Below are 12,027 nucleotides of genomic sequence, written 5' to 3' on the forward strand. Positions count from 1 at the left end.
ATGAGGTCTCGTGGGATGAGTGCGGTGGCGGTTCAACGCAGGCCCAGCCCGCGCGCGATCATGCCGCGCAGGATCTCGCGCGTGCCGCCGCGCAGCGAATACGATGGCGCGATCTGCGTGACGTAGGCGAGCGTGCGGTACAGCGCCGCATCGGCTGCCAGTGCGGGTTCGTCGCCTAGTGCCGCTTCCACCAGCGCAGGAATCGACTGTTCGAAGGTGGTGCCGAGATCCTTGACCAGCGCGGCCTCGACCACTGGACTCTCACCGGCCGCAAGGCGCGCCGTCACCGCCAATGACATCGCACGCAGCACCGCCAGGTGGCCGGCCAGCCGGCCCGCGGTCACGGTGTCGCGGCGTGCTGGCGGCAGGCGGCGCATCGCGTCGAGCCAGGTATCGAGCAGCACCACGCTGGAGTACAGGCGTTCCGGCCCGCTACGTTCGAACGCGAGTTCCGCATTGACCTGCTCCCAGCCGCTGCCTTCCTGGCCGACCAGCGCGTCGGCGGCCAGCACCACGTCGTCGAAGGTGACCTCCGAGAAATGCGCATCGCCGGCCAAGTCGCGGATCGGCCGTACCGTGACGCCAGGCGCGTGCAGGTCGACGATGAACTGCGACAGCCCGGCTTGCCGGTCCTGCGGCGTGCCCGAGGTGCGCACCAGCGCGATCATGAAGTGGCAGCGGTCGGCGTTGGTCGTCCAGATCTTGCGGCCGGTCAGGCGCCATGAACCGTCCGGCTGGCGCACCGCGCGCGTGGCCACGCTGGCCAGGTCCGAGCCGGAGTTGGGCTCGCTCATGCCGATGCAGAAGAACGCCTCGCCGCGGCAGATCGCCGGAAGGTAGCGCGCCTTCTGCGCATCGTTGCCGAAGCGCAGGATCAGCGGGCCGCTCTGGCGGTCGGCGATCCAGTGCGCCGATACCGGCGCGCCGCAGGCCAACAGTTCCTCCACCAGCACGAAGCGCGAGAACGGGTCCAGCCCCGCGCCGCCGAATTGCGCCGGAAGCGTGATGCCGACCCAGCCGCGCGCGGCCAGCGCGCGGCTGAAGGCGGCGTCGAAGCCCATCCAGGAGCGGGCGCGGGTTTCGGGCGGCAGGGAGGGCAGGTGCTCGTCAAGAAAGGCTCGGATCTCGCTGCGGAATGCTATGGCGTGTGGTGGCAGGGTGGTGAGGCTGAAAGTGGAAAGCAATGCGGTCACGGTGAATTCCTGTGGCTTGATACTGCGAAAGCTGTTTCAGATGCCCGCGCTTTGCTCCCCTCTCCCGCTTGCGGGAGAGGGGCAGGGGGAGAGGGTAGGCGGTGGCATACCGCTGCGCATGACTTCGTTGACATGCCGGCCCTCTCCCCAACCCTCTCCCGCAAGCGGGTGAGGGAGCACGCAATCGGTCGGCAAGACGTTGCAGCGAAGCACGCACCGTCGCGTGATGCCGTTTGTCCGCGACAAGCGTATGCGCGCGCTGGCCGTCACCAGTGCCGATCACGCAGCCGCATGGGTCAGCGTCCCGCCAGCAGCCGGCGCGCGGTATAGGTCATGACCCTTTCGTCGCGCTGGTTGAACACCTCGATACGCGAATCCACCACCGCCCGGCCGCTGCGCGAAGTCGGCCGGATGCCGGTCACGGTCACGGTGGCACGGATGGTGTCGCCCACCATCACCGGCGCGTGGATCTGCTGCGTCAGCTCCAGCATCGCCAGCCCGGTGCCCTGGATCATGGTCTGCAGGATGAAGCCTTCGATCAGCGTGTAGGTCAGCGCCGCCGGCACTGGCCGGCCCTGGATCGCGCCGCCGTCGTAGCCGGCTTCGATAAAGATGGCCTCGACCATGCCGGTGACCGAGATAAAGTTGACCAGGTCGGTCTCGGTCACGGTGCGGGAGAAGGTGCGGAAGGCCTGGCCCTCCTTCAGGTCCTGCCAGTAGAAGCCCTGCCCCAGCCGGGGCAGTTCTCGTTCCTCCAGGCGGGGCAGTTCGGTCTGCATCATGGTGTCTCCTCGGTGGATGGGGGTTGGCTGCAGCGCGCCGCACCGGTCTGTTGCAGGCGCGCGATCTCGTCGGCGCACAGTCCCGCCTGCGCCAGCACGCTGGCGGTGTGCTCGCCCAGCCGCGGCGGGATGCCCAGCGGCGCGCGCTCGCCGTCGAAGCGTACCGGCGCGCCCGGAAAGCGTAGCGTGCCCATGGCCGCATCGTCGAGCGTCTCGAAGAAGCCCGTGGCGACCAGGTGCGGATCGTCGGGCAGGTCGTCGAGTTCGTTGATGCGCGCCACCGGGATCTGCAGGCGTTCGCACAGCACCAGCCAGTGCCCGGTGGTGTGTTGGCCCACGATCTCGCCGGTGATCTCGTACAGCGTCTCGATATGCCGCGTGCGCGCGGCGATATCGGCAAAGCGCGTGTCGGCGGCCAGTTCGGGGCGCTGCGCGGCGTGGAAGAAGTCGCGCCAGTGGCTGTCCGTGTACGGCATCATGCAGACGTAGCCGTCGGCGCTCCGGTACGGGCGGCGCAGCGGCGCCAGTACGCGCGGATAGCCGCTGGGCCCGCGCGGCGGCTCGAAATGACGGCCGTAGAAATGCTCGACCAGGTTGAAGGCGACCATGGACTCGAACATCGGCACTTCCACCAGCGTGCCCTTGCCGCCGGCATCGGGCGCGCGCCGCGCCCGCCCGGCCAGCGCCGCGCAGACGGAGAGCGCGGCCACCAGCCCGCTGGTCTTGTCCGCGGCGATGGTCGGGAAATAGCGGCTCTCGCCGGTCTGCGCCGCCATCAGCGCCGCATTGCCGGCCAGGCCCTGGATGATGTCGTCGTACGCCGGCCGGCCGCCGTAGGGGCCGTCCTCGGCAAAGCCCAGCAGGCTGACAAAGACCAGGTCAGGATGGCGCGCCATCACGTCATCCGGCGCCAGCCCCAGCGCCGCCAGCTTCTGCGGGCGCATGCTGTGCATCAGCACATCGGCGCCGGCCAGCACGCGATCCAGCGCCGCCTGCGCGGCCGGCTGCTTCAGGTCCAGCACCACGCTGCGCTTGCTGCGGTTGACCCCAAGGAAGATCGCCGCCATGCCCGGCTCGGTGGCGGGGCCGGTGCGGCGCGTGGAATCGCCCTCGGGCGGCTCGACCTTGATCACTTCGGCGCCCAGGTCCGCCAGCCACTGGCTGGCGTACGGCCCCATCACCACGGTGGACAAATCGACCACGCGGATGCCTGCGAGCGGCAGCATGTTGTTGTCTCCGATCTTTGTACTGTGGGGCACAGCGTAGATCAGCGGAGCCGTCTGGTCTAATATTAGTTTTTTAGAAATCGATATATGTGGGATATCAGGCCGTCATGGACCTTCGCCAACTGCAGCAATTCGTCGCCCTGGCCGAGACCGGCAACTTCCACCGCGCCGCCGAGCGCCTGCACATGGCGCAGCCGCCACTGTCGATCTCGATCCGCAAGCTCGAGGAGCAGCTCGGCACCGCGCTGTTCGTGCGCACCTCGCGCGGCGTGCGGCTGACGCAGGCGGGGGAGGCGGCATTGCACGACGCGCGCCGCGCGCTGTTCCACGCGCAGCAGGCGCGCGCCGCGGCGATGGCGGCGGGGCAGGGCGAGCGCGGCGCGCTGCGCATCGGCTTTGTCGGCTCGGCCACCTATGCGCTGCTGCCCAAGCTGATCCCGGCGTTCCGGGCGGCGCATCCGGGGATCGAGCTGATCCTGCATGAATCGACGACCGCATCGATCCTGGACCGGCTGCAGAAGCACCAGCTCGACGCCGGCCTGGTGCGCTTCCCGATCCTGAGCAGCGGCGACTATTCGCTGACGCCGCTGGAGAATGACGTGTTCGTGGCCGCGGTGCCGGCCGACAGCCCGCTGGCGCGCGAGGAATCGATCCCGCTGCGCGCGCTCGCGGCCGAGCCCTTCATCATGTATCCGGCGGAGCAAGTGCCCAACCTGCATGCCGTGGCGATGATGCTGTGCCAGCAGGCGGGGTTTGTCCCGCGCGTCGCGCAGGAGGCGGTGCAGGTGCAGACCCAGGTCAGCCTGGTGGAGAGCGGCCTGGGCGTGGCGCTGGTGCCCAGCGTGGCGGCGCGCTACGCCAACCGGCGCGTGCGCTTCCTGCCGCTGTCCAGCCCGCGGCCCGCGGGGCGCATCGGTATCGCGCTGGCGGCGCGGCCGGACGCTGGCGACCGCCAGGTGCAGCGCTTCCTGGCCGCGGCGCAGGCGGCGGTCGGCGACGGGGAGTAAGGAGGCGGCTCAGGCGACCCGCGTCGGACGCGGCGCGCGCGGCCGGATGGCCGGCGTCACGCCGGCACGCTCCAGGTTCACGCCCGGCAGCAGGTGCAGCAGGCGCACCAGTTCGGACTGGCGATGCGTGCCGGTCTTGCGCAGCGTGTCGCGGATGTGCACGCGCACGGTATGGGGCGAGAGGAATTCCCGCTCGGCGATCTCATTGAGCGTTTCGCCAGCCGCCAGGCGGATCGCGATGATGCTTTCCTTGCGCGACAGCCCGAACAGTGAAGTCAGTACACCGGCATCGAGCACGGAGCGCGATTCCGAATTGCCCAGCAGCATCATCGCCGCCGGCAGTTGCCACGGGCCTTCCACCGGCTGGCGCGACACCAGCGGCGTGACGATGATCGGCACCGGCTGGCCGCCGGAGGTGATATGCATCCATGAGCCCGAGGCCGCATCGGCGCCGCGGCCGCGCACCGCGCCGTCGAGCAGCCGGCGCAGCACCGCCTGCAGCGCGTCGCTGTGGGCGCGCAGCACGCCGTCCTGCAGCGACAGGTTGCTGTCGGCCTGCACCAGCGCCTCGGCCCAGCTGTTGGCGTAGCGCACGCGCAGGTCGGCCTGCAGCACCATCACGCCGAAGTCCAGCGTATCGAGCCCGGCCAGTCCCAGGCTGGCCAGCCCGCTCAGTTCGAAATTGCGCTGCTGCATCCGCGCCGCGCGCACCCAATGCGGCATCACATGCCCCAGGCGCCGCTCGCGCTGGCCCGCGCTGATGCTGCCGGCGCTGGTGCCGCTCATCAGCACGCAGACTTCGGCGTTCTCGATGAGGCGCATGCCCTGTTCCAGCCCGCTGCAAGCCAGCGTGGCCGCGGCCGGGGCAATCACACTGCCGTCATGCGAGGCCGCGACCGTGGCTTGCGCCAGTTCCGGCACATCGGACGGGGCACAGCAGGGGCCGCCGTGGGGCAGGTCGAGCGGGCCGGGCAGCCACCCGGGCGCGCTGACGCCGCTGGTGAAGCAGCCGTGCGGGGTCACGCCCAGGCGGGCATGGCCCGCGAGCTTGTCCCAGATCAGGTAGCGGGGGCTGCCGGTGGAGGTGTAGCGGGAGAAGAGGTCGAGGGCGGCGGGCATGGCCGCGACGTCCAGCGCTGACTCATAGATGGAGTCGACCAGGCGATGAAAGTCCTCGTCCGTAGTCGGGTGTTCGCCCATGTTCACATTCCCCCCGGTGGCAAACGCCTCTTGCTCTGCGCCACGGCAAGTGGCCATCCTCTTGTGTTATCGGTTCCGTTCTGGCGTTCTGTATATGCGCCGATACGGCTGCTGCGGGCAACGCGCCTGGCCAGGCGGGTGCGGTATGCCAATCATGCCAAACAATGTTGTTTGTTTTACCCCCCGTGTCGAGGGGGAAAACCCGGATTGTCGGCGTTGGCCGGCCGCTCTTGTCCGTGCGGGGCCTGATACCGCTGCGCCGCGATGGTAATCGCCGAGCCGGAAATTTCAAAATTTTCAGCGCTGAAATAGTGCCAGGCGTTTCGCGCGCGCCACAGGCGGCGGGCGCAATGATCGCGTCATATAGGGGGTAAAAAAACTCGGCGTACCCGTTTCTGCGTGCCGCTCGCGCCTGCTATTGTTGTGCGGGATTCACATTAACCGCGCCGGCAAGTTGCGCCACGCCGCCATCGACCTGGATCGTCAGGCTGGGCGAGGCCATGCGAATGCCGTGGGCGTCGAAATTGCGCTTGAGCCGTACGTTGAAGGCGCGCGTGATTTCCCCCTGCGTCAGCGGCCGGGTCTTGAACTGCGCCATCACCACCGGACCGCTGGGGTCAAAGCGGTCCAGTCCCTGGATATCCAGCCCCGACAACAGGTTGCGCGCGTAGCGATGGTCGCGCGCGATCTCGGCGCCGGTGGCGCGGATCAGTTCCACCGCCCGGTCCAGGTCGCTCTGGTAGCTGATGCCGATACTGAACACCGCGTAGCCATAGCCGCGCGACAGGTTCTTGACTGCCTTGATCTGGCTGTACGGCAGCGTATGCAGCGCGCCGCGTCCGTCGCGCAGCTTGACCGTGCGGATGGTCATGCCTTCGACCACGCCGGCGTGGTCAGGCAGTTCGATCGAGTCGCCGATGGCGATGGTGTCCTCGACCACGATAAAGAGCCCCGTGATCAGGTCCTGCACCAGGCTCTGCGCGCCGAAGCCGATCGCCAGCCCGACCACGCCCGCGCCGGCCAGCAGCGGCGTCACGTTGACGCCCAGGTTGGCCAGCACCGCAATCACCGCGATCACCAGCAGCGCGATAAACGAGGCATTGCGCACCAGCGGCAGGATGGTCCTGGCACGCATGCCGGGTTGCGCGCCGCGCCCGTGCACCGGAGACAGCGTCTGCATGATGGCGGTGTCGATCAGCAGCCAGACCAGCCACGCCAGCAGCACGGTGCTGATCACGCTGAACACCGTCTCGGTGATATGGCGGCCCGCGGCCGACGATTCGGCCAGCCGCACCAGCGACGTGTCCCAGATGCGCATAATCATTTCCAGGAAAATCGCCCAGATCAGCACGCGCACCAGCGCCATCGCAAAGCGGCCGAAGCGCCGCAGGTAGGCCGAGCGCCGGCGGTCGCGGATGCGCGGCGCGCGCGCCGTGGCCTTGGGCGAGCGCCTGGCGACCATGGTCAGCAGCAGCGCGGCGACGAACAGCGCCACGGACGCCACCGTGCGGCGCAGGAACACGTCGGCATGGCCGGTGGCCAGGATGGTGCCGATCACCGACGCTACCACCACCGCCAGCACCGGCAGGTGCCATGCCTGGCCCGCAAGCCGCAACAGGTCGGTCACGGCCGGATGCGCCTGGCGGAAGGCCAGTGGCCGCTGGCCGATCAGCTGGCCGATCTGCCGGCGGAAACACAGCGCGAACAGGCCGATGCCCAGCGCCGCGGCGATATTGGCGGTAGTGGACACCAGCGCCGCGAAGTTGGTGCCGAGCGCGGCGGTCACGCGGCCGTCGGTGGCGCTGTCGCCCAGTGCCGCCAGTGCGCCGGTACAGAACAAGAGCCACGGCGAGCGCGCCAGCAACTGCCGTACCGCGAGTTGCCGGTGGGCGCTGCGGAACAGCACGAAGATGACCTGGCACATCGCCGCCGCGAGCGCACCCGCCACGATCGCATACGCGACCAGCACACCGGCAACGCTCGCCGGCGACTGGGCAAAGGTGCGGTTGGCCATCAGCATCGTGAGCCCGAAGGCTACCACCCACGGTCCGATATGGCGCAGCATGTAGACGCCGATGTCGACCCAGGAGGGCAGTTCGGGCAGCTTGCCGCGCTCGGCGCGCACTGGTGGCTTGGAAGCGCGCCGGAGCCGGATGCGGTGGCCGATCTCCCAAAGCGCAAAGCCGCATATCGCCCACACTGCCAGCACCAGCGCGAATTCGCGCAGCGACGCCAGCGCCGTGCGCGTACCGTTGAGGGTGAGCGCGGCACGCCATTCCTCACCCGCGAAGCGCATGTGCCAGCGCCAGTACTGCCTCGCGCCTTGGTCCTCGCGCAAGTGCAAGTCGACCTCGTCCAGCACTTTGGCCACGGCGGTGATCAGCCCGGGCGCCGACGCGTCGGCCTCGGCAGCCGCCGCGGAGGCGGGTGCCGCGGCAGAGGCATCCAGGCCGCGCCGCATGGCCTGCAGTTGCCCCACCAGGGCGCGCCGCTCGCGATCGTTCTGCAGGGTGGCGATGACCTGGTCCAGCGACTGCGCCAGCGGCACGCTGGCCGGCGCAGCAGGCGCGCTGGCGGGCGCCGGCTTGGCCGCCTGCGGCAGCAGCGCGGCGAGCGGACCGGCCGGTGCGGCGCGGGCCGCTGGCGCAAACAGCAGCGCGCACAGCAACGTCATCAGCAAGATCATCTGCAAGCTCGGCGCCGCCGGCGTGGCGCCAGGCAGCGGCAGACGAGTGTGGGCATTGCGTTCGGTTTTGCGCATGGCTTGAAATCCGTTGCCGGGTCCGGCGTGCCGCTGTCGGCCCGGCGGTGGGAAGGGCCGTCGATCGCGTCACTGTAGCGCATCGGCCGCGACTCGACCGGGTGACGCCGAGGGCGCGTGGCCGCGGTGGCGCACTGCGCAAACATGTCGGCGCGCGCGCGTCGCTGCCATGCCACCTCGCGTTCGTCGCTTCGGACGATGCGTGTGGGGGCCCGATGCACGAAATTCGAACCCACTCCGGCACAGGCGTCATTTCTCCTGGCACATGCCGGCAACATCGAAACCGCGGGGCCGCACGCATCCGGCGCGGCCTGGCGAGGGACAAGAGACAAAGGACAGACGGCATGGAACTCAATGCATCGGTATCGGCAGTGGTGACGGGCGGGGCCTCGGGCCTGGGCGCGGCAACGGCCCGCGCGCTGGCGGCGCACGGCGTGCGCGTGGCGCTGTTCGACCTCAACGTGGAAAGGGGCGAAGCGCTGGCGCGCGAGCTGGGCGGTGTGTTCTGCCAGGTCAACGTCACCTCCGAAGCCGAGGTCGAAGTCGGGTTTGCCAAGGCGCGTGCCGCGATCGGCCAGGAACGCATCCTGGTCAACTGCGCCGGCACCGGCAACGCCATCAAGACCGCTTCGCGTTCCAAGGAAGCGCCGGACCAGATCAAGCACTTCCCGACCGATGCCTTCGAACGCATCATCCAGATCAACCTGATCGGCACCTTCCGCTGCATCGCGCGTTCGGCCGCGGGCATGCTGACGCTGGATGCGGCCGACGGCGAGCGCGGCGTGATCATCAACACCGCGTCGGTGGCGGCGCAGGACGGCCAGATGGGGCAGGCCGCGTATTCGGCATCGAAGGCAGGCGTGGTCGGCATGACCCTGCCGATCGCGCGCGACCTCGCGGGCGAGGGCATTCGCGTCAATACCATCCTGCCGGGCATCTTCAATACGCCGCTGCTGCAGGGCGCGGCCGAGAACGTCAAGGCCGCGCTGGCCGCATCCGTGCCGTTCCCCAAGCGCCTGGGACAGCCGGAGGAGTTTGCCTCGCTGGCCGTGGAGATGTGCCGCAACGGCTATTTCAACGGCGAGTCGGTGCGCCTGGACGGCGCCATCCGCATGGCGCCGCGCTGAGCACGAGGCAACCCTGGTTGCACGATGACAATCACGGAGACGCGGATGGATCTCAGCTACCTGGCGACACTGCCCCACGCCGTGCGTCATTTCGCCCGGCTGCGGCCCGATGCCGTCGCGTATGCGTTCGAGGGCCGGCAGACCAGCTATGCCGACTTCGAGCGCAATACCGACCGGGTCGCGCAGGCCCTGCTGGCGGAAGGCGTCGGCGCCGGCGACCGCATCGGCTACATCGGCAAGAACAGCGACCACTACTTTGAACTGCTGCTGGGCGCGGCCAAGACCGGTGCGGTGATGACGCCGGCGAGCTGGCGCCTGGCGCCGCCCGAGGTGGAATTCATCCTCGGCCATTGCGATGCCGTGGTGCTCTTCGTCGGGCCGGAGTCGGCGGCGATGGCCAGGAACCTGCTGCCGGCGTTGCCGATGGTGCGCAAGGTGGTGATGATGGAGCCGTGCGCCGACCAGGGCGATGCACCGTGCTACACCGACTGGCGCGACGCGCAGCCGGCCACGGCGCCCGTGCACCAGCCTGCCGCGCTCGACGTGGTGCTGCAGCTCTACACGTCGGGTACCACCGGACGGCCCAAGGGCGCGATGCTTACGCACCGCAACCTGACCATCGGCACCGAGGTCAGCGAGCGCGAGAGCATCCCCTGGTCGCACTGGACCGCGGACGACATTTCGCTGGTGGCGATGCCGGTGGCGCATATCGGCGGCTCAGGCTGGGGGCTGCGCAACCTGCTGTCCGGCGCCAAGGGCGTGGTGGCGCGCGAGTTCGACCCGCGCGCGGTGCTCGACTTCATCGAGCAGGAACGCATCAGCAAGCTCTTCATGGTGCCGGCCGCGATGCAGATCGTGCTGCGCGACCCGCGCGCGCGGCAGGTGGACTACTCGCGCCTGAAGTACTTGCTGTACGGCGCCGCGCCGATCCCGGCGGCGCTGCTGCGCGAGGGCATCGAGGTGTTCGGCTGCGGCTTCGTGCAGCAATACGGCATGACCGAGACCACCGGCACCATCGTGGCGCTGCCCCCTGAAGACCACACCACCGAGGAAGTACCGCGCATGCGCGCCGCCGGCAAGCCGCTGCCGGGTGTCGAGTTGAAGGTAGTGGATTATGAAGGGCGCGAGCTGGCGCCAGGCGAAGTCGGCGAAGTGGTGGTGCGCTCGCAGCACAACATGGCCGGCTACTGGAAGCAGCCCGAAGAAACCGCGCGTGCCATCGACGCCGACGGCTGGCTGCGCACCGGCGACGCCGGCTATATGGATGCCGAGGGCTACCTGTACATCCACGACCGCGTCAAGGACATGATCATCAGCGGCGGCGAGAACGTCTATCCGGCCGAGGTCGAGAGCGCGATCTACGGCCACCCGCAGGTGGCGGACGTGGCGGTGATCGGGGTGCCGGACGAGAAGTGGGGCGAGGCGGTCAAGGCCATCGTCGTGCTCAAGCCCGGACAGGAAGCCGACCGCGACGGCATCATCGCGTGGACGCGGCAACGGCTGGCGGGCTTCAAGGTGCCCAAGAGCATCGACTTCGTCGACGCGCTGCCGCGCAACCCGTCGGGCAAGCTGCTGCGCCGCAAGTTGCGGGAGCCGTATTGGGAGGGGATGAGCCGGCAGGTGAATTGAGGCCGGCATGCCTGAAGTCAAAAGCCCGCCGACATCGGCGGGCTTTTGCTTTGTGTGGGGCATTGGCCCATGCCGTCACGCATCCTCACGCGCGGCACGCCTCAGTCGGCCTGGATGCCGAACTCCTTCACGATCTTCGTATAGCGCGTAGTGTCCGCCGTAATCAGCTTCGACAGCGTTGCCGGCTCGCCGCCCGCGGGCGTCACCGCAATGGTCGCCATGCGCGCCACCACGTCTGGCATCTTCAGGATCTCGTTGACGTGGGTGTTGAGCGTGCGCACCAGATCGGCCGGCATGTTCCTGGGCCCGAGCAGTGCCTGCCACGCGCCGATCTCCACATCCTTGTAGCCGAGCTCGGCCAGCGTGGGCACGTTGGGCGCGAACGGCGAGCGCTTCAGGTCAGCCACCGCCAGCGGCACCAGGCTGCCGTTGCCCACGTACTGCGCGACCGCGCCGTAGGTGACGTAGGTGACCGGCACCTGGCCGCCGATCACGTCGACGATGGCCGGAGCGAGGCCGCGGTAGGGCACCTGGCTGATCTTGATGCCGGCGGACTTGTTGAACAGCTCGCCCATGATGTGCATCGGCGACCCGTTGCCCGGCGTGGCGTAGGTCTCGACCTTGCCGGCCTTGGCGCGCGCCACCAGGTCGCTGACCTTGGTGATGCCGGTGCCCTTGTTGACCACCACGAACAGCGACTGCGTGCCGATCTGCGCGACCGGCGTGAAGTCGTGCTGCACGTCGTAGCTGGCGCCGGTGCCGGCCTTGAGCACCAGCGGTGCGATGGCGACGGTGTTGGGTGCCAGCAGCAGCGTGTAGCCGTCCGGATTGGCGCGCGCCACGTAGGCGCTGCCGATGGTGCCGGCGGCGCCGGTGCGGTTTTCCACCACCACCGACTGCTTCAGGCGCGGGGCGAGCTTCTCCGCGAACAGGCGGGCCAGGACGTCGACGTCGCCGCCGGCCGGATAGGCGACGACGATGGTGATGGGCTTGTTCGGGTATGCGCCCTGGGCCAGGGCAGTGCCGGTGGCGGTGGCGACCAGCGCGGTCGCGGCGGCCAGCGTGGCGAGTACTTTGCGGCGTGCAGACTTCATGATGTTCA

Annotated in this window: 9 protein-coding genes; 3 read left to right on the top strand and 6 right to left on the bottom strand. The window is 69.0% G+C overall.

What is annotated here, in order from left to right:
• Positions 1-32: 32 nt before the first annotated feature.
• The 3 genes from K307_RS09670 to K307_RS09680 all read right to left on the bottom strand — a co-directional run bounded on the left by K307_RS09670 (position 33) and on the right by K307_RS09680 (position 3,201).
• Entirely contained in the window at positions 33-1,193 is a 1,161-nt protein-coding gene (locus tag K307_RS09670; protein ID WP_042877800.1) for an acyl-CoA dehydrogenase family protein, read from the bottom strand.
• Positions 1,194-1,489: 296 nt separating this feature from the next.
• Positions 1,490-1,975: a MaoC family dehydratase gene (locus tag K307_RS09675; protein WP_230625618.1), complete on the bottom strand. Its 486-nt coding sequence runs from the start codon at positions 1,973-1,975 to the stop codon at positions 1,490-1,492.
• Complete coding sequence (locus tag K307_RS09680) at positions 1,972-3,201, bottom strand: CaiB/BaiF CoA transferase family protein (protein ID WP_042877803.1); 1,230 nt, start codon at positions 3,199-3,201, stop codon at positions 1,972-1,974. The genes K307_RS09675 and K307_RS09680 overlap by 4 nt, the downstream gene beginning before the upstream one ends.
• A 107-nt stretch (positions 3,202-3,308) precedes the next feature.
• Here K307_RS09680 and K307_RS09685 point away from each other — a divergent pair, with 107 nt between their 5' ends.
• On the top strand, positions 3,309-4,208 hold the full coding sequence (locus tag K307_RS09685) for a LysR family transcriptional regulator (protein WP_042877804.1): 900 nt from the start codon (positions 3,309-3,311) through the stop codon (positions 4,206-4,208).
• A gap of 9 nt (positions 4,209-4,217) precedes the next feature.
• Here the strand turns inward: K307_RS09685 and K307_RS09690 are convergent, their stop codons facing one another.
• Positions 4,218-5,408, bottom strand: a complete 1,191-nt coding sequence (locus K307_RS09690; protein WP_042877806.1) for a helix-turn-helix transcriptional regulator — start codon at positions 5,406-5,408, stop codon at positions 4,218-4,220.
• Between the two features lie 415 nt (positions 5,409-5,823).
• A complete protein-coding gene (locus K307_RS09695; RefSeq protein WP_155301214.1) occupies positions 5,824-8,094 on the bottom strand; it encodes a mechanosensitive ion channel family protein in 2,271 nt (756 codons plus the stop codon).
• 419 nt (positions 8,095-8,513) lie between these two features.
• Between K307_RS09695 and K307_RS09700 the strand changes: the two genes are divergently transcribed.
• Together K307_RS09700 and K307_RS09705 are read left to right on the top strand one after the other, a co-directional pair.
• Positions 8,514-9,296: an SDR family NAD(P)-dependent oxidoreductase gene (locus tag K307_RS09700; protein WP_042877809.1), complete on the top strand. Its 783-nt coding sequence runs from the start codon at positions 8,514-8,516 to the stop codon at positions 9,294-9,296.
• A gap of 45 nt (positions 9,297-9,341) precedes the next feature.
• A complete protein-coding gene (locus tag K307_RS09705) occupies positions 9,342-10,925 on the top strand; it encodes a fatty acid--CoA ligase (protein ID WP_042877811.1) in 1,584 nt (527 codons plus the stop codon).
• A gap of 101 nt (positions 10,926-11,026) precedes the next feature.
• Here the strand turns inward: K307_RS09705 and K307_RS09710 are convergent, their stop codons facing one another.
• Positions 11,027-12,019 carry a Bug family tripartite tricarboxylate transporter substrate binding protein gene (locus K307_RS09710; protein ID WP_042877813.1) on the bottom strand — a complete coding sequence of 331 codons (993 nt, stop codon included), beginning with the start codon at positions 12,017-12,019 and terminating at the stop codon, positions 11,027-11,029.
• Between the last annotated feature and the right edge of the window lie 8 nt (positions 12,020-12,027).

Origin of the sequence: Cupriavidus necator A5-1 (assembly GCF_000744095.1) — a bacterium.
Lineage (GTDB): Bacteria > Pseudomonadota > Gammaproteobacteria > Burkholderiales > Burkholderiaceae > Cupriavidus > Cupriavidus necator_A.